The following is a 21,870-nucleotide window of genomic DNA, read 5'->3' as shown; positions in this document are numbered from 1 at the left end:
CCACCTGCGGCCGCCGCGTCAGGGTTCTGCATTCTGGGGACTATGACGAACCCCGAGGGCCCATACGTGAAGGTGCACTTCCGGATGGAAATCGAGGAAGACTGGCCCCCGGCCTCCGTGGAGAGCCTGTGGGCGGTCGACCAAGGTGACGGCACCGCACGGCTCGACAACATCCCGTGGTTCGTTCGGGGCATTGCCTGTGGGGACATCGTGGCGACTGAGGCCGATGAGGAGGGGGTGCGGTGGGCCGGCGAGGTGGTTCGGCGCTCCGAGAACTGCACCATCCGTCTCATCGTGATGCGGGACGGCGGTTCGGGAGCCGCACGGCAGAGCGTGATCAACGCGTTCAAGAAACTTGGCGTCGACGGCGAGGGTATAGAGAAGTTCGGCATGGTCGCCCTGGACGTCCCGCCCACGGCCGATCTCGCCAAGGTGCAACGGCTCCTCGACCACGGTGTGGCCAAAGAGTGGTGGGACATGGAAGAGGGGTGCATCACCGCACAATGGCGGGCCACATCCACCGGCTGACGCCGTTCATGTGGCCCATGACCGGGCCGCCCCTGGGCCGTCCGAGGCCGCTCACCAGGGGCCAATGACGACCAACGGCGACCACCAGGTGCACGGGCCCCCTGCCGACGAGTCCCTCGTCGGCAGGGGGCTTGTCGTATGTCCGGAAGTGGTTCGGAAGCGGATCGGTTCTGGTGGCGGAAGCGGGGGCGGCGGTGGCATGCAAGGTGTCAATCAGCCGTTGTGCGACGGGGGCGCGAGATCGGCGCACTGTCGCGACCGTTGGAGTGCCCCATGAACGACCTCGGACCACCGTCGTACCCGCCCGCCGTGCCGAACCCGCCCGCCTCCTACCGTGCCGACGGACTGATACCGCCCGTCGGAGCCGCCCGGACCTGGGGGCTCACCGTCATCGGGGTGCCCCTGGTGATCCTCCTGCTCATCGGGCTGGTCGACGGTTCCTTCTCGACCGGCGGCGGAGCGGCGCAGGCCAAGACCTGGACCCCGCCGACGGCGTCGTACACGTACACCGGGGACGGCGGGGGCACCGTCGGCACCGCCGGCAGCGAGGGAGGGAATCTGTTCGGCGATCCGACGCCTGTCCCCGCCTCCACCAGCGTCTTCACCCCCACGTCCACACCGACGCTCACCTCCACGCCCACCCTCGGTCCGACCTCGACCGACCCGGTCACCCCCGACGCCGATCCGCGAGCCGTCGTCACCGCCTACTTCGCGGCGGTCAACGGCCGTGACTACCAGGCGGCTTGGGACCTGGGCGGCAAGAACCTGGGGGACGCCGACTACGACGCGTTCGTCGCGGGCTACGCCACCACCCAGCGCGACACCGCCAGCCAGCTGTCCGTCCAGAGGACCGTCGTGACGCTGGTCCTCAACGCCCTTCAGACGGACGGTACTTCGCACTCGTACCACGTCACCTACACCGTTCTCGACGGTGTGATCACCCACGGCACGGCAACCCGGATCAGCTGACCGACCCCGTACGAGTGGAGCGCTGAACCATCGTGAGCACACAGGCACCGCACCGCAATCCGCCCGTCCCGTCGCCCGGGGCGCCGCCGCAGGTCGCCCGCGCGTACGCGCGGACCAAGGCCACCCGCCTGCTCTCCGCGGGCACCTACCTCGACCCCGGCTACCGTCGGGACGTCATCCGCGAACTGCTCCACCGGCGCTTCAGAGTGGTCGCCCCGTCCTACGGCTACGACGCCGTGTCGGTCCTCGCCCACGCGCTCGCGGCGCGCCGACTGCGCCGTATCCAAAGGGGAGTTGTCGCCGGTTCGGCGGTCGCGCTCCTGCTGCTGGCGATCGGCCCGCTGAGCGTCTTCGTCGCCGCGCAGCTGATGTTCTGGGTGCTGTGGGGCTCCGCCTACCTGCGCCGGGTCGTCACCCTGCACATCCTGATGACCCGCCTGAAGGAGACCGGCCCGGACGGCGGCTTCGACGGCTCCTACCCGGCCAACACCAAGCTCACCGACGCCCTGATCGACAAGATCGACGGCGAACAGGGCAGCCACGGCGGCCTCGTCTTCTACGGCGGTTTCCGGCCCTTCGTCGGCGCCGGACTGCCCTTGCGCGACTGGGCCAACGCCCAACTCCTGCTCGGCGCCCCCTGGAACCGCCTCGCCGCCCGCAAGGACTTCGAACTGCCCGGCGCCGGGCGCGACCTGGACGAGGTGGAACGCAAGCCGGTCCTGCCGTTCACCGTCCACGACATCACCTCCTACGTCGCCGCCCGGATGGGCGCGGAACTGCGCGAGGAGGCCCGCCGGGACGAACGCATCGAGGGGCTGACCGTCGAGCAGCGCCGCTACACGACCGCGATCCGCACCAACGACCGTACGCTGGGCGCCGGTTGGTCCCGGCTGCCGGGCCTGGGCGATCTGCCGGACGTCCACTGGCGGGAGGACTACGACGCGGCCCGCGAGTATCTGTGCGTGCGCGTCGGCTCCTGGAACGAGGAGCTGGTGACCTCGATCTTCGTCGGGTTCGACCTCAAGGGCGACACCCTGCACACCGAGTTCTACACCTATGTACTCGGGCCGCTGGTAAGGGAGTTCCACCTCGTGGACCGACTGCCGAACAGCTTCGACCGCAGGCTGGCGGTGCGGATCGCGTGGGACATGGTCAAGGCCGTGCCGAGCCGGTGCGCGGCGCTGTGCCTGTGGCCGCTACGGGCCTTCCCCGAGCGCTTCCTGCCGGAGCGGGTGCGCCGACTGCTGCGGCCCTGGCGGGGCGGGCGCTCCACCATCGAGTTCACCACGGTGGGCGTGACGGCCGACACCAGCGAGTTCCGGCTCGCCCGCTACGCCAACGCGTCCGTGGACTGCGGCGCGTTGACCAGCGTCCGGGAGATGGCGACCAGCGACACCTACCACCACTTCTTCCAGAAGACCGACGCCCTGAAGTACTCGCAGATCGTCGAGCGCCGACTGCTCCAGGGCATCCGGCAGTTCCTGGACGAGCACCAGGTGGATCTCGCCGACCACGACCGTGCCCAGACCAACATCCTCTTCGGGGACAACTCCCAGGCGATCTTCGGCGGGCACAACGAGAACTTCGGCTACAACTACGGGCCACAGGGCCCGGAATCGCCCGCCGGTCGAAGGGACCAGCCATGAGCGAGAGCCATACGTTCGGCGACAACAGCCAGGTAATCCTCGGCGGGGAGAACCAGGGCTTCGGCTACAACTACCATGCCGCGCCCGCGACTTCGGCCACCGAACCACCGACCTCCGACCGGCCGGCGGATCAGCCGACGCCCGCCGTCCACGACCGTGCCCGCAGCGTCTTCGTCGTGCACGGCCGGGACGAAGAGGTACGGCGGGCGATGTTCGGACTGCTGCGCCGACTCGATCTACGGCCCCTGGAGTGGGAGGAGTTGGTGCGCGCCACCGGCAAGACCGCACCCTTCCTCGGCGAGGTGGTGATGAACGCACCGGCGCAGGCGCAGGCCGCCCTGGTCCTGCTCACCCCGGACGACGTCGCCAAGCTCCACCCGCACCTGCTCGGCAACCGCGAACGCGACGACGAGACCCAACTCACCGGCCAGCCACGGCAGAACGTGCTGATCGAACTCGGCATGGTGCTGATGGCCTACCCCGAGCGGACCGTCATCGTCGAGGTCGGACGGCTGCGCCATGTCGCCGACACGGCGGGCATCAACGTCATCCGGTTCGACGGCACGGAGTCCTCCCTCGCGAAGATCGCCGCCCGGCTGCGCCTGGCCGGCTGCCGACTCGACGACAGCGGACCGGAATGGCGCGAGACCCGGCACTTCCGGAACCTCGCCGCGTACCGCCGACTCGCCTGAATCACAGAAGAGAACCAAGAAGGAGAGGGGGAAGGGGGAAGGGGGAGGGGACGGGAGCCTCGGCTTCCGTCCCCTCCCCCTTCCCCCTCTCCTTCACGCGCGGTCCAGGCCCGACGCCAAGGACCTCAAGAAGGCCGCCAGTTCGCGCATGTCGATCCGTTCCAGATCGGCGGGCCGCACCACCACCCGCAACTCCCGGCAGACCGCGCCCTCCCGCGACCGGGCCACGAAGGACATCAGGATCAGCCGCAGCAGACTGTCCTGGTCGAGGTGATCGAGCCGGGAGAGCCCCGAGCCGACCAACGGCATGGCCACGCGCTCCAGTTGGGCGTGCCGGTGCAGCGCGTCCCAGAGTCGGCCGAGGCCCAGCCAGAGTTCCTCCACACTGGACGCGGCGACGCAGTCGTTGCCGATACGGCTGTACGCGACCGCGAACACCAGCCGGGGCCGGGTGCCGAGGACCGCCACCGTGCCGACCGGATAGCGGTCCAGTTTGCCCAGCGGCTTGCGGTGCCGTTCCTCCCGCGCGACCGGCGCCACCCCGGCGAGTGCCGCGACCAGCTCCGTGTCCAGGCGCCGTACGTCGTCGTCGTAGCGTCGGAGCAGCAACTGACCTTGCACACTGGCCGTGTTGATGACATCGCCGTTGTCCGTCGCGGTGTCGAAGGTGTCGCAGAAGCCGACGACGAGATGGGCCGGCTGGTCGAACAGGTCGCCCGCCTCGACCACCACCGTCAGATCGGGGCGCCGGAACACCTGCTCCACCCGCAGCACCGGCCGCGCCTGACCCAGCCCCCACACCAGGCAGGCCGCCACCGCCACCACGGTGACCGTGCCGGGGTCGGGGAAACTCCGCGGGAAGAACTGCCCGACGAACTGGAGCACCGCCGATATTCCGCCGAAGGCCACCATCGTGTTGCGGACGAAAACCCTACGGGCGCGCCCGGTGCCGTAGAGCCGTAGGAAACGTGTCGGTACGCGCAGTTGGGGCACCCGGTTTCTCCAAGGCATCATGATAATCTTCTTGTCACTTCTCGGTGACACAGGGTGATACACGGGCGCGGCGGGGGCGACGCGGGTGGCCGATGGACGAGTGCGCATTCAGGTCAAAGTGCTGGGGCCGGTCCGGCTCGACGTCGACGGGACCCCGGTCCGGCTGACCCCCCTGACCACCCGGCTGCTGGTCCGCCTGGTGGCCGCCGAGGGCGAGGCCGTGCCGGTACGCCAACTGCGGCGCGACGTATGGGGGTTGGCGGACGGACCCCGTCATCTGGACCAGCGCAACCGCAACGAGGTGCAGAAGCGCGTCCTGGAACTGCGGCGCGCGCTCGATCCTCGCCAGGACGGCACGGGGGCCCGGGTGCTGCGCACCGAGCAGCAGGTCACCGTGCACGGCCCGGAGACCGCCTACCGTCTGGTGCTGCGGCCCGAGGAACTGGACAGCGCGCGGTTCACGGAGGTCGTGGGCACCGCCCTGCTGGCCCCGCCCGCCACCGCCGCCCATGAACTCGCCGAGGCGCTGGAGCTGATCCGCGGCCGGCCGCTGGCCGAGGTCAACGGCGAGGGCTTCGCCGCCCCGCTGATCCGCCGGCTCACCGTCCTGGTGGACTCCGCCCGCCGTGAACTGGTCCGGGTCCAGGCCGACTTGGGCCGCCCGGACCTCGCGCTGCCGGTCGCGGAGCTGATCGTCCGCGACCACCCCGACGACCTCGACGCCGTACGCACCCTGGACACCCTGCGGGCCGCGCTCCGCGCCCGCCACGGCGCCGAACTGCTGCGCCACCGGGTCCCGTTGCCCGGTCAGCGGGCGGATGTCGTCCTGGTCCGCGGCGACCTGTTCGAGCAGACGGACTGCAATCTGGTGGTCGGCTTCACCGACACCTTCGACACGGAGACCGACCAGGACATCGTGATCAGCCGCGACAGCGTGCAGAGCCAGCTGGTCGAGCGGCTCTTCGGCGGCCGACGGCGGCTGCTGGACGAGAAGTTGAAGGCCGGGCTGCGGACGGTCCGGGCCGTCGGCACGGAGAGCGTGCGGGCCAAGCCGCGCGGCCGGCGGGTGCGTTATCCGGTGGGTACGACCGTCGCCGTGCCCGTGGACGGGCGCCGGGTCTTCGCGGTCGCCTACTCGCGGCTCGGCAACGACCTGGTGGCCAGGTCCGGTGACGAGGACCTGCGCTCCGGCCTGGACCACCTCTGGGCCTCGGTGGCCGTGCACGGCCTGTTCAGACCGGTCGCCGTCCCGCTCATCGGCTCCGGGCTCGCCCGTGTGACCGACCTCGACCGCAGCCAGCTCGTGGCGCTGATCGTCGACTCGTTCATGGCCGCGTGCCGCCGGTATCCCGCGCTCACCCCCGAACTGCGCATCGTGGTCCGCCCGCAGGACCTGGCCAGCACCGACCTGTCTCCGGTCGAGCGCCGCTTCCACGAACTCGTACCGGACCTGGAGCCCGCTCCGGGGCCCGACCGGGGTGAATGAGCCACGCCCGCAAGGGAGTTGAGGGCGGCCCGGCGGCCGGGACCGAGGTGAGGCCGGGCGGTCCTCGGCGTCCGTTCCCCGCTCCGACGGGTTCCTCCGCATCTTTCGGCTCCCCCACGCGGCATCGCCCGCCGGACCCTGGCCCGCCACCGCCACCCGGCCCCACCGGACTTCAGTGCACCGCCGTCGCCGCTTCCGTCGGTAGCCGCCATCCGCTTCCGATCCGATTCCGACGGTGGAACGGCGGGGTCCTCCAGCCGGCGACGCTCCCAACTCCGGTGCCCCTGGCGGGGAATGGGAAATGCGGACGGCCCGGGTTCGCGTGGGACGCGAACCCGGGCCGAGCCGTCTGTGGGTGTGTCAGTGGAGCCTCAGCGCTTCCAACTCGCCTTCGCCAGCGCCGGAACGAACCGCAGCGCGTCCACCGTGCCGACGCCCGTCGCCATGTCGTAGCCGTTGACCGCGGTGTAACCGGTCACGCCCGCATAGGTGTTGTTCGTGCCGTCGTTCACATCGACGATGCCGTTGCTCTTGGCGTCGTGCCTCGCCAGCGTGTACAGCGCCTCGTTGATGTTGCCGACGCGGTGGCCGGCCGCCTGGTCGGCCAGGGCGACGATGCCCGAGAAGAGCGGGCTGGCCTCGCTCGTGCCGCCGTAGACGTCCCAGCCGATCGCGGTCGGGTCGTAGCTGGAGTACGTCCAGGCACCGCCGTTGACCGCCGCGGCCATCGACACGTCGGGCGTGGCGCGCTGGGTGCCGACGACGTTCTTCACGCCGTTCTGGAAGGACGGACGGGAGAACACGTGGGACTGGCCGCCGCCGCCCGCGCCGTAGTCGTTGTAGACGCTGTCCGGGGTGACGCGCTCGCCCTTGTCGTTCAGGTGGAGCTGCGTGCCGCCGATCGAGGTGACCAACGGGTCCGAAGAAGGCCAGGAGTTGACGGGCTTGTCGTAGAAGGCCGTGCCGTCCAGGTTGTAGTCGGTGGCGCCGCCGTCGCCGGAGGAGGCGAGGACGGTCACGTGCTTGCGGTTGGCGTCCTGGAAGGCGTAGCGCAGCTTCTGGATGCTGGAGAAGTCGCCCTGGTCGAAGCCGGGGAAGGTGTTCTCGGTGGCGCCGAAGCTCTGCGTGATGACGTCGCCGACGCCGTGGTCGATGAGGTGCTTCTCGGCGGACATCATCTCCGGCAGACCGGTGACGCCCTCGGTCTCGGCGACCGCCGTCTCCACCAGCACGATCTTCGCGTCGGGCGCGACCGCGTGGGCCATCTCGACGTCCAGGGTGGTCTCGCCGGCCCACCCGGTCATGTCGGCGTTCTTCGGGTCGAAGACGGGGACGTCGCCCCACTTGACCACGTTGACCTTGGTGCTGCGCAGGCCGAACTGCTTGCTGTAGACGTCGAGATCGTGCTGGATCGTCGGTGAACCGAAGGAGTCGACGATGACGATCGTCCGTCCCTTGCCCGTGATCCCCTTCTTGTAAAGGGAGTTGAGGTTGTACGCGGTGCGGTACTGCAACGGGGTGTAGCAGGCGATCTGCCACTTGGCCTCGCACTGCTCGCTCGTGAGCGGGCTGGGCACGTCGCGCACGAGGGCGTGTCCGGCGATGGCCGGGACCGCCTTGGTCGCCGGTACGGCGGCGGATGCGGCGGTGCTGACGCCGGCCAGCGGGGCGGTCGCCAGTGCGGCGACGGCGAGAGTGGCGGTGGCGGCCGTGGAAGCCGCGAGGCCACGTCTGTTGCGGGCTATGTGCATGAATCCCCCCTGGATGGTTGTGACTTGCACGCGAAGGTCTGCGTGCATCCCATCCAGTGAGACATGCACAGGACAAGTCAGTTGAACTGCCGATGCCGAAGCTTTTGCCCAAACCGCACCCAATGCTCGAACGGTCCTGGAGAACGCAAGGCTTGACTCACACCCCGGCTCGGGCCCCTGCTCCGGCTCCCGCTCCGGCCAGCCGCCGGAACGCCTCGGTGGTGCGCGGATGCGCGATCTCGTCCAGCAGGTGCCGCCACTCGGGATCACCCGCGGCGGGGTGCGCCAGGTCCCACGCGGCCAGCAGCGGAGCGAGGGCCTGCTCGCCGGAGACCTCGGCCGGGTCGGTGAACTGCCTTGATTCCATGGGACGTTCCTTCCGGACGGCCGACCGCTTCCGATCGGCTGGTGGCCAACTGGCTTCTACGATGCCGTCGTTCGCCCGCCCGGACCATGGAGCGCCCACCCGGCCGGGGGTGGGGCTGGCTGCACCCCGGACACCACCGAGCCCTCCCTCCTTTGCCCCGCGGCGTCAGATCGAGTACGGCACCGCGTGCACCTCGTCGGCCCGGTGCCCCGCGCGCTCGTGCACGCGCTGGACCGCCTCGGGCGACGGCGCCTCCGACAGGCAGTAGACGGTTCCGGACTCCGGATCCGCCCAGGCCCGCTCGAAGTGGACGCCCTCGTCCTTCTCCACGGCGAGATCCGCCTTGTGCGCCTCCATCAACTGGTCGGCCGTGATGCCCTTCATTCCGTGATGTACGTCCATGTACTGAGCCATGGCCTCACACACCTCCTTCTTGTCCCCCCTCCCCATGCTGCGCTCCCACGCGCCACGGGGCGACCGTGCGGAACGATCACGGGGAGGTCGGGCACCCCTCTGGACGGGAGCCCCCGGCTGATCGACTGCGCTGTCGGCGCCTGCCGGCTGGCCCCCCGGCGCCCACTGCCGCCTGCCAGCGTCCGGCTCCCACCCGGCTCCCGCCGTCTGTCGCCTGTCGGCGTCCGGCTCACGCCGTTTCCTGGCCCCTGCTGTCTCGCGGCGCCCGCCCGCCTGCTGGCGCCTGCCGGATCTCGCCGTCAGGCGTTTCCTGGCTCCCGCCATCTCCCAGCGCCTGCCGCCACCCGGCTCCCGGCGTCCGCCGCCTGCTGGCCCCAGGAGCCCACTGCCTATCGCCGCCTGCTGCCCACAGGCCCTCGCCGCCTCCCAGTCCCCCCGGGCGGGGGTGGGGCCCCGCAGCCGCCCCCCTCACCATGCCCAGCCCCAGCCCCCACCGCCGCCGCCCCCCCCACAAACCCCGGAGGGGCCCCGGTGCCGTAGCACCAAGGCCCCTCCGGGAAGCGGGCGGCGGTCAGCCGCACTGGCAGGGGTTGCCCGACTGGCAGCCGCAGCCGCAGCCCGAGCCGCAGCCGCAGGCGCCGAAGAGCGGGAGGCTCTTGATCTCGGCGGGCTGCTGCGTCTCGCGCTCCTGTGTCGGGTCCGGCGTCGTGGCGGGGGATTCGGCCATGGGTCCTCCTGGAGGCTGGTGCCTGTGCCCATCGGATGCTGCCCATTGGATGCCCGCTGCGGCGGGCGCATCAACGGCGCATTGGGGCTTCCCGCACGAGCCCCCCGACCGGAGGCCCACGCCCCCGACCTGGGAGCTACGCCCCCTCGGCCCCCGTCGCCGGCTGGATGTCGGGCTGGATCTCGTCCGCGTGCTCACCCGTGACCAGGAACACCACCCGCTTCGCGACCGACACCGCGTGGTCGGCGAAGCGCTCGTAGTAGCGGCCCAGCAGCGTCACGTCGACCGCGGTCTCGATGCCGTGCTTCCACTTCTCGTCCAGCAGGTGCTGGAAGAGCGTGCGGTGCAGCAGGTCCATCGCGTCGTCGTCCTGCTCCAGCTGGAGCGCCAGGTCGACGTCCTTCGTGATGATGACCTCGGCCGCCTTGGCCATCAGGCGCTGGGCGAGCTGGCCCATCTCCAGGATGGTCGCGTGCAGGTCGTGCGGCACCGCGCGGTCGGGGAAGCGCAGCCGGGCGAGCTTCGCCACGTGCTGGGCGAGGTCGCCGGAGCGCTCCAGGTCGGCCGACATGCGCAGGGACGTGACGACGATCCGCAGGTCCGTCGCCACCGGCTGCTGCCGGGCCAGCAGGGCTATGGCCCGTGCTTCCAGGTCGTGCTGGAGGTCGTCGACCTTCTTGTCGGCCTCGATGACGCTCTCGGCCAGCTTCAGGTCGGAGTCCAGGATCGCCGTCGTGGCGCGTCCGATCGCCGACCCGGTCAGCCGGGCCATCTCCACCAGACCGTCGCCGATCGAGTCAAGTTCCTCGTGGTACGCGTCCCGCATCAGGGTTCCCTCTCCTACGTTCGCTTCGGGGGCTCAGGGGCCCCGGGCCTGTCGGTCGTGACGAAAAACCGGCCCTTCCACCCCACGCTCCCACGTTCCCGCTCCTACGCGACGGTTTCCGCCACCCCAAATGAACCAATACTGGCTCCAAGGTGAACTCTGGGCGACGAGTGTTCGAGGTCGCACTCCGATGGCTGTGGCCAGGAGGTATCCCATGCCTAACCTGGGGGCATGGACGTGAACGCGGCGGTCGCCGCAGCGGCAGCGATCGCCGGGGTACTCACCGGTGTCATCGCCATGCTGGCGTTCCGCTGGAGCGAACGCGACCAGAAGCGACCGACCAGGACCTCCCTGCACACGGACCCGGTGCTTCCGCCGGGCGTGGACACCGTCCTCTCGGTGCTGCGCTCCTCGGCCGTCGTCCTCGACGAGGCGGACGCCGTGGTCAAGGCCAGCTCGGCGGCGTACGCCCTCGGACTGGTACGTGGCGGAAAACTGTCCGTCGACCCGATGCTCACCATGGCCCGGGACACCCGGCGCGACGGCGAGATACGCCAGGTCGAACTGGACCTCCCCCGGCGGGGCACCGGACGCGGCGAGGCACTCGCCGTGTCCGCGCGCGTGGCCCCGCTCGGCTCCCGGCTCGTCCTGCTCCTCGTGGAGGACCTCACCGAGGCCCGCCGTATCGAGGCCGTACGACGGGACTTCGTGGCGAACGTCAGCCATGAGCTGAAGACCCCGGTCGGGGCGCTCTCCCTGCTGTCGGAGGCGGTCATGGACGCCTCCGACGATCCTGAGGCGGTGGAGCGCTTCGCCGGCCGGATGCAGATCGAGGCCACCCGGCTGACCAACCTCGTGCAGGAGCTCATCGACCTGTCACGGGTGCAGAACGACGACCCCCTCGAAGACGCCGAACCGGTGCGCGTCGACGAACTCGTCGCCGAGGCCATCGACCGCTGCCGCCACCAGGCCGGCACCAAGCAGATCACCATGGCCGCCGGCGGCACCGCCGACCTGCACGTCTGGGGCAACCGCGGCCAGCTGGCCGCCGCCCTCGGCAACCTGGTCGAGAACGCCGTCAACTACTCGCCCGCCCGCACCCGTGTCGGCATAGCCGCCCGCCGGGTGACCGCGCCCGGCGGCGACCACATCGAGGTCGCCGTCACCGACCAGGGCATCGGGATATCCGAGAAGGACAAGGAGCGCGTGTTCGAGCGCTTCTACCGTGTCGACCCGGCCCGCTCACGGGCCACCGGCGGTACGGGTCTCGGGCTGGCGATCGTCAAGCACGTGGCCGCCTCGCACGGCGGGGAGGTCACGGTGTGGAGCTCCGAGGGACAGGGCTCCACGTTCACCCTGCGGCTACCGGAGGCGGGTGCGGCCCGCGACCGTGCCCACCAGCACCCCGACCTCGACGACGAGGCCGAGGGGTCCCCTGACAGATCCCCTTACGAACCGCTTCCCGCCCCGGAGGTCCTTCCGTGACCCGAGTGCTTGTCGTCGAGGACGAGGAGTCCTTCTCCGACGCCCTGTCGTACATGCTCCGCAAGGAGGGCTTCGAGGTCGCCATCGCGACCACCGGGCCCGACGGACTCGACGAGTTCGAGCGCAACGGCGCCGACCTCGTCCTGCTCGACCTGATGCTGCCGGGGCTGCCCGGCACGGAGGTCTGCCGCCAGCTGCGCGGCCGTTCCAACGTCCCCGTGATCATGGTGACGGCCAAGGACAGTGAGATCGACAAGGTCGTAGGCCTGGAAATAGGAGCCGATGACTACGTCACCAAGCCCTTCTCGTCCCGCGAACTGGTCGCCCGTATCCGGGCCGTCCTGCGCCGCCGCGGCGAGCCCGAGGAGGTCACCCCCGCCGCCCTCGAAGCAGGTCCGGTCCGCATGGACGTGGATCGCCACGTGGTCACGGTCTCCGGCTCCAAGGTCGACCTGCCCCTCAAGGAGTTCGACCTGCTGGAGATGCTCCTGCGCAACGCGGGCCGCGTACTGACCCGCATGCAGCTCATCGACCGGGTCTGGGGCGCCGACTACGTGGGCGACACCAAGACCCTCGACGTCCACGTCAAGCGCCTGCGCGCCAAGATCGAGCCGGACCCGGGCGCGCCCCGCTACCTGGTCACGGTCCGCGGCCTCGGCTACAAGTTCGAGCCGTAGACCGCGACCGCCTTCCGGGCGGCACTACGACGACGATGGGCGGGACCTCTGCGTGAGGTCCCGCCCATCGTCGTCGTAGCGCTACGACCGCCGGTCAGCCGGCGGAGGCCGTGGCCGTCGCCGTGGTGCTCTCGGAGGACGAGTCGGACGGGGTCGCCGACGTGCTCTTGCCGGGCTTCGGCGAGCCCGAGGAGGTCGCGGAGGCGCCCGGGGCGGGCGTGGGGATCGCGGTCGGGCCCCACTTGGTGAAGTAGCTCTCGGCGGGGACGACGAACGCGCTCAGGCTCACCGCGCCGGTCGAGCTGAGGGTGAAGGTGACCTTCTGGGCGTTGCCGTCCTCCAGGCCGGTGCCGACGTCGGTCAGCGCGGCGGAGGCGTTGCCCTTGCCGCCCAGGACGAGCGAGCCGAAGGCCGGGACGGTCAGCTTGCCCTTGCCCTTGGCGGGGGTCAGCGTGGCCGTGCCGACGCCGTCGACGCTGACCGAGTCCAGGGTCTGCGGGTCCTTGCCGGTGTTGAACAGCGTCGCGGAGATCACCGCCGGGCCCGTGGGCTGGGGGCTGGAGTCGCTGATCGGCTGGGTGATGACGAGGGCGTTTTGCACCTTGATGACGCCCACGGAGACGGCCGCGTTGTCCGGCTTGACCTCCAGCGTCTGTGCGTCGTTGCCGGCAGCGCAGGCGGAGAGCGAGGCGAACGAGAACGCGATGGCGGTGGCGGCGAGGGCGCCGCGTCGAAGGCTGCTGCTCACGGCGGCGGCTACTCCTTGAACGTGGGCGGAGCAGGGCGACTCCCCAATAAAGCCGCCCTAAGTGTCTGTCAGCGGGCTTAGGTTACCGAGCCGTTCCCGCGCCACCGCACCCGACCCTCCCCCAACCGGGTACCCGTGTGCCTCATGTGACTCGTGGGTCACTTGTGCCCGCCACTCGCGCCGCATTCACATAAGCAGCTGAGCCGTCCGCGCACGGATTTTCCGTGAAGAATGCGGGACACCTCGAAGAATTGATCACCGGCCGTTCCGCGCCGACCAGGTGATCAATTCCGGATTCGTCTCGCACCGGGCTCCGGCCACCGAACGGAGTAGTGGAAGTCGAGCACTTGGAACCAGACATTTGGGGACGTTCGTCCACTTGGGGGCGCCTCCGGATGTGTGTAACGTACGCGTTTCACCTCGCCCGGAGAGCTGCTCCGACCTGCGAATACCGTCCTCCGCTCGGCCTCCGCAGCACGTTCCTGTTGCTGTTGTCAAGCCCCGAGATATGCCCTGACCTGCGAAAACGCCATTCAGAACACGCGGTTTCCGTGTTACCCTGGATAGCCACGGAAGGGGTACCTGTCACATGACGTTCAAGGTTGGCGACACCGTGGTCTATCCCCATCACGGGGCCGCGCTGATCGAGGCTATCGAAACTCGCCAGATCAAAGGCGTGGACAAGACCTACTTGGTGCTGAAGGTCGCCCAGGGTGACCTGACGGTGCGTGTGCCAGCGGACAATGCGGAGTTCGTCGGCGTACGTGATGTGGTCGGTCAGGACGGGCTGGACCGGGTCTTCGAGGTGCTGCGCGCTCCGTACGCCGAGGAGCCCACGAACTGGTCGCGTCGTTACAAGGCAAATCTGGAGAAGCTCGCCTCCGGCGATGTCATCAAGGTCGCGGAAGTCGTCCGTGACCTGTGGCGTCGCGAGCGCGAGCGCGGACTCTCCGCAGGTGAGAAGCGCATGCTCGCCAAGGCTCGCCAGATCCTGGTGAGTGAGCTGGCGCTCGCGGAGAACACGAACGAGGACAAGGCGGAGGCCCTGCTCGACGAGGTTCTCGCGTCCTGACGCAGGCACCTGGTACGCCCTGCTCAGCACACTGAAATGCCGTGGTGCCCGATGACAGCCCGCCTGTCGCCGGGCGCTTCGGCATGTCCGGGGGAAAATCTCCCGCCCGCCCCCGACACCGACCTCGTCGCGGGCCGGAGGAAACGTCCCCCGATAATGGTGTGCCGGGCCCGGGCAGCAGGCTCGACCGGTGTCACGGAAGGGTCCGGTCAAGGCGTCGCGCCCGGCACTCCTCAGGCCATACCCACGTAGGTCGAGCACACAAACCTGACAGGAACCGATGTCTGACGATTCGCGCTCTTCGCAGGCGCAGTCCTCCGTCGCCGCCGTGATCCCGGCCGCCGGACGGGGCGTACGCCTCGGCCCCGGCGCCCCCAAAGCGCTACGCGCGCTGAACGGCACCCCCATGCTCATCCACGCGGTCCGCGCACTGGCCGCGTCCCGTGCCGTCACCCTGGTCGTCGTGGTGGCCCCGCCCGACGGCGCCCCCGAGGTCAAGACCCTCCTCGACGCGCACGCGCTGCCCGAGCGCACCGACTTCCTGGTCGTCCCCGGCGGCGAGTCCCGCCAGGAGTCCGTGAAGCTCGGCCTGGACGCGCTGCCCCCCGGCCACGACATCGTCCTCGTCCACGACGCGGCCCGCCCGCTCGTCCCCGTCGACACGGTCGACGCGGTCATCGAGGCCGTACGGGACGGCGCCCCCGCCGTCGTACCGGCCCTGCCGCTCGCCGACACGGTCAAGGAGGTCGAGCCGGCCGCGCGCCCCGGGGACCCGGAGCCGGTGGTCGCCACCCCCGAGCGGGCCCGGCTGCGCGCCGTGCAGACCCCGCAGGGCTTCGACCGCGCCACGCTCGTGCGTGCCCACGAGACGGTCACCGACAACGTCACCGACGACGCGAGCATGGTCGAGCAGCTCGGCCTGACGGTCGTGGTCGTCCCCGGCCACGAAGAGGCCTTCAAGGTCACCCGCCCCCTGGACCTGGTCCTCGCGGAGGCGGTCCTCGCCCGCAGGAGGCTCAACGATGGCTTCTGAGCCGTACCCCCTGCCGCAGGTCGGCATCGGCACCGACATCCACGCCTTCGAGGAGGGCCGCGAGCTGTGGTGCGCGGGCCTCAAGTGGGAGGGCGAGGGCCCCGGACTGGCCGGCCACTCCGACGCGGACGTCGTCGCCCACGCGGCCTGCAACGCCCTGTTCTCGGCGGCGGGCCTCGGCGACCTCGGCCAGCACTTCGGCACGGGCCGCCCCGAGTGGTCGGGCGCGTCGGGCGTCACCCTGCTCACCGAGGCGGCACGGATCGTCCGCGCGGCCGGCTTCACCATCGGCAACGTCGCCGTACAGGTCGTAGGGCCGCGACCGAAGATCGGCAAGCGCCGGGACGAGGCGCAGCGGCTGCTGTCCCGGGCGGCGGGGGCGCCGGTGTCGGTGTCGGGGGCGACGACGGACGGTCTCGGCTTCCCGGGCCGGGACGAGGGCCTGATGGCGGTGGCGACGGCGCTGGTGGTGAAATCGGCGTGAGCGGAGTCTTTTCCGGCGCGCGGGAAACCGCGCGACTCAAGCCCGACGGCCCGCTCCGGACAACGGTCCCGCGCACTCCCGTCGGCCCACTACCCTAGGTACCGTGACCATTCGTCTGTACGACACCAGCGCCCGGCAGATTCGCGACTTCACCCCGCTCACCGCGGGCTGCGTCTCGATCTACCTGTGTGGTGCCACCGTGCAGGCCGCCCCGCACATCGGCCACATCCGCTCGGGTCTGAACTTCGACATCCTGCGCCGCTGGTTCGAACACCGCGGCTACGACGTCACGTTCATCCGCAACGTCACCGACATCGACGACAAGATCATCGCCAAGTCCGCCGACCAGGGCCGCCCTTGGTGGGCGATCGGCTACGAGAACGAGCGCGCGTTCAACGACGGCTACCAGGCACTGGGCTGCCTCCCGCCGACGTACGAACCGCGGGCCACCGGGCACGTCCCGGAGATGATCGAGATGATGCGCGGGCTCATCGAGCGCGGGCACGCCTACGAGGCGGACGGCAGCGTCTACTTCGACGTGCGGTCGTACCCGGACTACCTCCAGCTGTCGAACCAGGACATCGACGACCTGCGCCAGCCCAGCGAGGAAGGCATCACCGGCAAGCGCGACCCGCGCGACTTCGCGATGTGGAAGGCGACCAAGCCGGGCGAGCCCGACTGGGAGACCCCGTGGGGCCGCGGCCGTCCCGGCTGGCACCTGGAGTGCTCGGCGATGGCGCACAAGTACCTCGGCTCCGCCTTCGACATCCACGGCGGCGGCCTCGACCTGATCTTCCCGCACCACGAGAACGAGATCGCCCAGGCCAAGGCCTACGGCGACGACTTCGCGCAGTACTGGCTGCACAACGCCTGGGTCACCATCGCCGGCGAGAAGATGGCGAAGTCGCTCGGCAACAGCGTGCTGGTCAGCGAGATGGTCAAGCAGTGGCGGCCGATCGTGCTGCGCTACTACCTCGGCACCCCGCACTACCGCTCGATGATCGAGTACAGCGAGGAGGCCCTGCGCGAGGCGGAGTCCGCGTTCGCGCGGATCGAGGGCTTCGTGCAGCGGGTGGTGGAGAAGGCCGGGGGAGTCGTCGAGCCCGCGGCCGAGGTGCCGCCCGCGTTCGCCGAGGCCATGGACGACGACCTGGGCGTGCCGCAGGCCCTGGCCGTCGTGCACACGACCGTCCGGCAGGGGAACTCCGCGCTGGCCGCCGACGACAAGGAAGCCGCCGTGGCCCGCCTCGCCGAGGTGCGCGCCATGCTCGGCGTCCTCGGCCTGGACCCGCTGGACCCGCAGTGGGCGGGCGAGGCCGACCGCGGCGAAGACCTCCACGGCGTGGTCGACACCCTGGTCCGCATGGTCCTCGACCAGCGCGAGGCCGCCCGGGGCCGCAAGGACTGGGGCACCGCGGACGCCATCCGCGACCAGCTCAACCAGTCCGGCCTGGTCATCGAGGACGGCCCGCAGGGCCCCCGCTGGACCCTCGGCTCACGCTGAACCCACTCCGGTCACACCCCGGTCAACGAAGATCGACTGTGCCGCCCGGCCCTCCGGGCGGCACACTGCATAGACGTACGTCCACAGACTTCCGGTACGACTCCGAACAGACAGGTAGGTCATGGCAGCCAACAACCGCCGCATGTCCGGCAAGAAGGGCGCGCAGGTCGGCAGTGGCGGCCAGCGGCGCAAGGGCCTGGAGGGCAAGGGGCCGACCCCGCCCGCCGAGGCCCGCAAGGGGCACAAGAAGAACCGCATCGCCAACGCCCAGGCCCGGCAGGTCCAGCGCCGGGCACCGGTCGCGCGCGGACGCGGCGGCAAGGGCACGTCCGAGATGGTCGTCGGCCGCAACCCGGTCGTGGAGGCGCTGCGCGAGGGCGTCCCGGCGGTCACGCTCTACGTCCAGCAGTTCATCGACAACGACGAGCGGGTGCGCGAGGCGCTCCAACTGGTCGCCGAGCGCGGTGGCGTGCACCTCATGGAGGCCCCGCGCCCCGAGCTGGACCGCATGACCAACGGCCTCAACCACCAGGGCCTGGTCCTCCAGGTCCCGCCGTACGAGTACGCGCACGCCGAGGACCTCGCCAACGCGGCCTACGACAAGGGCGAGGACCCGCTGATCGTCGCCCTCGACGGGGTGACCGACCCGCGCAACCTCGGCGCGATCGTCCGCTCGGTCTCCGCGTTCGGCGGCCACGGCGTCCTCGTCCCCGAGCGCCGCGCGGCCGGCATGACCGCCGGTGCCTGGAAGACGTCGGCCGGTACGGCGGCCCGTACACCCGTCGCCCGCGCCACGAACCTGACGCGCGCCCTGGAGGCGTACAAGAAGGCGGGCATCGCGATCGTCGGCCTGGCCGCCGACGGAGCGGCCGAACTCGGCGAACTGGCCGCCCTGGAAGGCCCGGTGGTCATCGTCGTCGGCAGCGAGGGCAAGGGCCTGTCCCGACTCGTGGGCGAGACCTGCGACTTCCTGGTCCGCATCCCGATGCCGGGCGGCGCCGAGTCCCTCAACGCCGGTGTGGCGGCGGGAGTTGTGCTGTACGAGGCGGCCCGCAAGCGGTCCTGACGCGGCGGCTCGCGAGCGGTCCTGCACGGACGTTCGGCACGGTCACCCACTCGGGGCAATCTGGCGGCCGAGGGCGAGCTTGACGCTGTCCGGACACATCCGGCAAGTCAAAGCAGTGTCCTAAACACACGTCACTCGGTTAGATGAGTGTGGACACCAGAACACCCCGCACACCCACGGGGGACCGCTCATCCGGATTCCAGTCCGGACTGGACGAACCTCCCGCGCTGAGCATGGTGAAGGTGCCGAGCGATCCGGCCCAGGTCATCGTCAACCATGCGAGTTTCCGCGTGCAGCTGGGCGCCTCGACGCGCACCCAAAACCCGCGCCTCGCACGGCAGTCGAGCGCCGCCGAGGACCCCGCCCGGATGGCCGCGACCGGCTCCGGCGCCGCCCGCCGCCGACCCGTCGTCTGGAGCGGCCGGTCCGCCCCGGACGACACCGGCGCCCACCGGCTCCTCCAGGCCGTACGGGGCAGCGGCGTCCGCCACGGCGAGCAGCCGACCGCCGACGCCGGCGCCACGCAGGTCATCCCCCGTATCCAGGACGGCGGTTACGGCGACGACCACCTGACGGCGCAGACCCTCGAAACCCCCCTCGTCGGCGCCCAGCGCGGCCACGCCCACGACACGGGCGAGAACCGGCTGCTCCCGCCGATGCGGACCGTGGGCAGCGCCTACGACGAACCCGCCTACGGAGAGGGGGAGTTCGAGGACTTCGAGGCGGACGGCGACCGCGCCCGGCGCACCGCACGGCACCCCAACGACCCGGTACGGCACGCCTATTACCCCGGCCGCCGGATGAACCTCGGCGTCGTCCTGCTCCCGCTGCGCATCTTCCTCGGCTTCATCTCCATCTACGCCGGCATGGGCAAGCTGTGCGACCCCGTCTACTTCGACGGCGGCAAACGCGGCTCCATGGTGAAGTGGCTCAACACCCTGCACCCCTGGGAAGTCGCCGAGCCACTACGGCAGTTCGCGCTCCAGCACCCCGTCGGCTCCGGCCTCGTCATCGCCTTCGCCCAGGTCATCGTGGGCGTCCTGACGATCCTCGGCCTGTGGCAGCGGGTCGCGGCGGTCGGCGGCGCGCTGCTCTCCGCCGCGCTCATCGTCACCGTCAGCTGGAAGACCGTTCCCGCCTACGACGCCCCCGACATCATCTACCTCGCCGCCTGGTCCCCGCTGATCATCGCCGGGGCGCCCGTCTACTCCGTCGACGGCCGCCTCGCGGGCAGCGCCTGGCGCCGCCTCGGACCCCGCGCCGACATCTGGGAACTGCGCCGCTACGTGCTGCGCCGCGGCGCCCTGGTCACGGCGGTCTCCATCGGCCTCACCCTGCTGATCGGCTCGCTGCTCGGCGGCGCGGTACGCGACTCCAGCCGGGTGGTCGTCCCCGGCCCCGGCGAGGCCCCGCGCAACGAACTGCCCGGCGCCCCGCTCCCCGGTGAACCGACCAAGGGCCGCAGCAGCAGCCCCTCGGCGGCCAACTCGCCGTCCCGGAAGCCCACTTCGGCCAGCCCGTCGCACGCCGCGACGAGCCCCGGGGCGACCCGCTCCTCGACCGGTACGGCCACCGGCGGCACCCCCAGCCAGACCCAGGGCACCGCGGGCCGCACCCAGCCCCGCCAGTCCTCGCCGGCCGGCCAGGCGCCCAGCACGACCTCCGGCCCCACGTCGGGCGGCGGCACGACCGGCGGCACCGGATCGAGTGGCGGCTCCAGCACCGGGGGTTCGTCCTCCTCCGGCCAGCCGGGCCTGGTGGGCGGCCTGTTGGGGTAGCCGGGCCGGTGGGGGGCCTGTTGAAGCAGCCGCCCACCGGCTGACACCCAGGAACACGAAGGGGCCCGCACCGGACGGTGCGGGCCCCCTTCGGCAGGGCCAAGGGCCAGGGTCGACGACTGGCGATTGACGACTAACGCCCCAGCGCGGCAAGCTCCTTGGCGGCTTCGCTGAGGTCCTTCGCGGTGTCGATGGCCCGCCAGTAGGCCCCCTGCGGGATGGGGAACCCGGCCAGCCGCAGCTCACGCGCGAGGTGGGGGAAGGTCGTCCGCTCGTGGTCCCCGCGCTCCGGCAGCAAGCCCGAGAACTCCGGCGAGAAGACGTAGACGCCCGCGTTGATCGCGTACTGGGTGGGCGGCGACTCGATGAAGTCGGTGACGCGCCCGAAGTCGTCCGTCTGCACGGCGCCCCAGGGGATGCGCGGCCGGGCCAGCGCGATCGTGGCGACGGCGTCGCGCTCGGTGTGGAAGTCCGCCATGTCGCGCAGCGAGAAGCGGGTCCAGATGTCCCCGTTGGTGGCGTACCAGGCGCTGTCCGGGCGGGGCAGATGCGCGGCGGCGTACTTGAGGCCGCCGCCGCGGCCCAGCGGCTCCGTCTCGACGACCGTGGTCACGTCGACCGGCAGATCGGCTGTTTTCAGCCAGTCCTGCAACACCTCGGCGAGATGCCCGCAGCTGACGACGACGTCGGTCACGCCCTCTTCGGCGAGCCAGACGAGCTGATGGCCGATGATCGGCGTCCCGGTGCCGGGGATCTCGACCATCGGCTTGGGCCGGTCGTCGGTGTAGGGGCGCAGCCGCGACCCCTGGCCACCGGCCAGGATCACGGCTTGGGTGGGGCGCGACGCGGCGTTCGGATCGGTCATGACCCGAACTGTACGTGGCGGCCCCACCGCTTCTTCCGGCTGCGAGCGTTCCTTAATCAGCCGTTACCGACCTCCTACTGCGGGCGCCGGCTCCCGGTCAGCTGTGCGCGGCCATGACCCCGGAGGCGAACGCGGTGTCGCACACCGGGCGGGCGTAGGACTGGGCGCGTGCGGCGCCGTAGATACGGACCGCTGCGCGGCCCAGGGCGCGGGCGATGGAGGTGCAGTGGCCGGCGAGCGACGGGTGGCCGTTCACTGCCTCCTGGAGGTGGGTCAGGACGACGCCCGGGTTCTTGTCCTGGAGCTCGGTCATCAGCTGGTCGCGCAGGATGTCCTGCGGGGCGCGTGCGGCGGCCCGCGAGGAGGCTCCGGCCGCCGTGACGTCCGTGGCGGTGAGCGTCGAGCTGGAGGGGCTTCCCGTCCAGTTGACCCGGGTGACCGCGAGGGTCCCGGAGAGCACCATCATGACGGGCAGGACGAGGGCGAGGGTGCGGCCGATCCGGCGGGCGGGACCCCGGCCGCGTCGCGGCTGTTGGTTAGTGGAGTGCTTCACGCGTGTGAGGGTAGCGCCCGGTAATGATTTGGCGACATTTAGTCACCGATTCGGGGGATGGATCGGTGCCTCGAATTGGGTAGGGCGTTGACGAACACTGCTCGAAATGACGGTTCTGCCGGAGTATTCGTCATATCGGCCGGCCGCCGTGGACCACCAACGGGAAGGGCCCCGCGGATCACCGCGAGGCCCTTCCCGTGAACGTG

The 21,870-nt window shown here is 70.8% G+C and carries 22 protein-coding genes; 13 read left to right on the top strand and 9 right to left on the bottom strand.

Going from position 1 to position 21,870, the window contains the following annotated elements:
* Positions 1-42 precede the first annotated feature (42 nt).
* The 4 genes from ACIQPR_RS06085 to ACIQPR_RS06070 all read left to right on the top strand — a co-directional run bounded on the left by ACIQPR_RS06085 (position 43) and on the right by ACIQPR_RS06070 (position 3,835).
* Positions 43-528 (top strand): DUF4265 domain-containing protein, encoded by a 486-nt coding sequence (locus ACIQPR_RS06085; RefSeq protein WP_403642510.1) that lies wholly within the window; start codon positions 43-45, stop codon positions 526-528.
* 273 nt (positions 529-801) lie between these two features.
* Entirely contained in the window at positions 802-1,497 is a 696-nt protein-coding gene (locus ACIQPR_RS06080) for a hypothetical protein (RefSeq protein WP_403642508.1), read from the top strand.
* Between the two features lie 32 nt (positions 1,498-1,529).
* Positions 1,530-3,143 (top strand): hypothetical protein, encoded by a 1,614-nt coding sequence (locus tag ACIQPR_RS06075; RefSeq protein ID WP_403642506.1) that lies wholly within the window; start codon positions 1,530-1,532, stop codon positions 3,141-3,143.
* Positions 3,140-3,835 (top strand): TIR domain-containing protein, encoded by a 696-nt coding sequence (locus ACIQPR_RS06070; protein ID WP_403642503.1) that lies wholly within the window; start codon positions 3,140-3,142, stop codon positions 3,833-3,835. Before ACIQPR_RS06075 ends, ACIQPR_RS06070 begins: the two co-directional genes overlap by 4 nt.
* Before the next feature lie 93 nt (positions 3,836-3,928).
* Here the strand turns inward: ACIQPR_RS06070 and ACIQPR_RS06065 are convergent, their stop codons facing one another.
* Complete coding sequence (locus ACIQPR_RS06065; protein WP_403642500.1) at positions 3,929-4,849, bottom strand: macro domain-containing protein; 921 nt, start codon at positions 4,847-4,849, stop codon at positions 3,929-3,931.
* A gap of 79 nt (positions 4,850-4,928) precedes the next feature.
* Here ACIQPR_RS06065 and ACIQPR_RS06060 point away from each other — a divergent pair, with 79 nt between their 5' ends.
* Positions 4,929-6,314 carry a macro domain-containing protein gene (locus tag ACIQPR_RS06060; RefSeq protein ID WP_403642497.1) on the top strand — a complete coding sequence of 462 codons (1,386 nt, stop codon included), beginning with the start codon at positions 4,929-4,931 and terminating at the stop codon, positions 6,312-6,314.
* A gap of 371 nt (positions 6,315-6,685) precedes the next feature.
* On the opposite strand, the gene ACIQPR_RS06055 is transcribed toward ACIQPR_RS06060, so the two are convergent.
* The 5 genes from ACIQPR_RS06055 to phoU all read right to left on the bottom strand — a co-directional run bounded on the left by ACIQPR_RS06055 (position 6,686) and on the right by phoU (position 10,399).
* Complete coding sequence (locus tag ACIQPR_RS06055) at positions 6,686-8,065, bottom strand: S8 family serine peptidase (protein WP_403642494.1); 1,380 nt, start codon at positions 8,063-8,065, stop codon at positions 6,686-6,688.
* A gap of 157 nt (positions 8,066-8,222) precedes the next feature.
* Complete coding sequence (locus ACIQPR_RS06050) at positions 8,223-8,432, bottom strand: hypothetical protein (RefSeq protein ID WP_403642491.1); 210 nt, start codon at positions 8,430-8,432, stop codon at positions 8,223-8,225.
* A gap of 165 nt (positions 8,433-8,597) precedes the next feature.
* Entirely contained in the window at positions 8,598-8,846 is a 249-nt protein-coding gene (locus tag ACIQPR_RS06045; protein WP_033281264.1) for an SCO4226 family nickel-binding protein, read from the bottom strand.
* A gap of 571 nt (positions 8,847-9,417) precedes the next feature.
* Positions 9,418-9,573 (bottom strand): hypothetical protein, encoded by a 156-nt coding sequence (locus ACIQPR_RS06040; protein WP_019062518.1) that lies wholly within the window; start codon positions 9,571-9,573, stop codon positions 9,418-9,420.
* A 136-nt stretch (positions 9,574-9,709) separates the two neighbouring features.
* Positions 9,710-10,399, bottom strand: a complete 690-nt coding sequence (phoU, locus tag ACIQPR_RS06035; RefSeq protein ID WP_093628286.1) for a phosphate signaling complex protein PhoU — start codon at positions 10,397-10,399, stop codon at positions 9,710-9,712.
* A 231-nt stretch (positions 10,400-10,630) separates the two neighbouring features.
* On the opposite strand from phoU, the gene ACIQPR_RS06030 reads away from it, so the two are divergent.
* Both ACIQPR_RS06030 and ACIQPR_RS06025 read left to right on the top strand, forming a co-directional pair.
* On the top strand, positions 10,631-11,884 hold the full coding sequence (locus ACIQPR_RS06030; RefSeq protein ID WP_403642487.1) for a sensor histidine kinase: 1,254 nt from the start codon (positions 10,631-10,633) through the stop codon (positions 11,882-11,884).
* Positions 11,881-12,561: a response regulator transcription factor gene (locus ACIQPR_RS06025; protein ID WP_009340348.1), complete on the top strand. Its 681-nt coding sequence runs from the start codon at positions 11,881-11,883 to the stop codon at positions 12,559-12,561. Before ACIQPR_RS06030 ends, ACIQPR_RS06025 begins: the two co-directional genes overlap by 4 nt.
* Positions 12,562-12,655: 94 nt before the next feature.
* Here the strand turns inward: ACIQPR_RS06025 and ACIQPR_RS06020 are convergent, their stop codons facing one another.
* Complete coding sequence (locus ACIQPR_RS06020; RefSeq protein WP_403642484.1) at positions 12,656-13,309, bottom strand: DUF461 domain-containing protein; 654 nt, start codon at positions 13,307-13,309, stop codon at positions 12,656-12,658.
* A 589-nt stretch (positions 13,310-13,898) separates the two neighbouring features.
* Here ACIQPR_RS06020 and ACIQPR_RS06015 point away from each other — a divergent pair.
* The 6 genes from ACIQPR_RS06015 to ACIQPR_RS05990 all read left to right on the top strand — a co-directional run bounded on the left by ACIQPR_RS06015 (position 13,899) and on the right by ACIQPR_RS05990 (position 20,246).
* A complete protein-coding gene (locus ACIQPR_RS06015) occupies positions 13,899-14,381 on the top strand; it encodes a CarD family transcriptional regulator (protein WP_003953493.1) in 483 nt (160 codons plus the stop codon).
* A 280-nt stretch (positions 14,382-14,661) separates the two neighbouring features.
* Positions 14,662-15,414 (top strand): 2-C-methyl-D-erythritol 4-phosphate cytidylyltransferase, encoded by a 753-nt coding sequence (gene ispD / locus ACIQPR_RS06010; protein ID WP_403642481.1) that lies wholly within the window; start codon positions 14,662-14,664, stop codon positions 15,412-15,414.
* A complete protein-coding gene (gene ispF, locus ACIQPR_RS06005) occupies positions 15,404-15,898 on the top strand; it encodes a 2-C-methyl-D-erythritol 2,4-cyclodiphosphate synthase (RefSeq protein WP_403642478.1) in 495 nt (164 codons plus the stop codon). The genes ispD and ispF overlap by 11 nt, the downstream gene beginning before the upstream one ends.
* Before the next feature lie 103 nt (positions 15,899-16,001).
* Positions 16,002-17,402, top strand: a complete 1,401-nt coding sequence (gene cysS / locus ACIQPR_RS06000; RefSeq protein ID WP_403642475.1) for a cysteine--tRNA ligase — start codon at positions 16,002-16,004, stop codon at positions 17,400-17,402.
* A gap of 121 nt (positions 17,403-17,523) precedes the next feature.
* A complete protein-coding gene (gene rlmB / locus ACIQPR_RS05995) occupies positions 17,524-18,468 on the top strand; it encodes a 23S rRNA (guanosine(2251)-2'-O)-methyltransferase RlmB (protein WP_403642472.1) in 945 nt (314 codons plus the stop codon).
* 143 nt (positions 18,469-18,611) lie between these two features.
* Positions 18,612-20,246 carry a DoxX family protein gene (locus ACIQPR_RS05990; RefSeq protein WP_403642469.1) on the top strand — a complete coding sequence of 545 codons (1,635 nt, stop codon included), beginning with the start codon at positions 18,612-18,614 and terminating at the stop codon, positions 20,244-20,246.
* A 133-nt stretch (positions 20,247-20,379) separates the two neighbouring features.
* Here the strand turns inward: ACIQPR_RS05990 and ACIQPR_RS05985 are convergent, their stop codons facing one another.
* The gene (locus ACIQPR_RS05985) at positions 20,380-21,111 is read right to left on the bottom strand and encodes an NDP-sugar synthase (RefSeq protein WP_403642466.1); all 732 of its coding nucleotides are present in this window, start codon (positions 21,109-21,111) and stop codon (positions 20,380-20,382) included.
* 97 nt (positions 21,112-21,208) lie between these two features.
* Positions 21,209-21,664, bottom strand: coding sequence for a hypothetical protein (locus tag ACIQPR_RS05980; RefSeq protein WP_403642463.1), 456 nt, complete (start codon positions 21,662-21,664; stop codon positions 21,209-21,211).
* Between the last annotated feature and the right edge of the window lie 206 nt (positions 21,665-21,870).

It is taken from the genome of Streptomyces sp. NPDC091280 (genome assembly GCF_044768565.1).
Taxonomy (GTDB): domain Bacteria; phylum Actinomycetota; class Actinomycetes; order Streptomycetales; family Streptomycetaceae; genus Streptomyces.
Note: the sequence above shows the minus strand (reverse complement) of the source record. Positions and strands in the feature narration are given on the sequence as shown.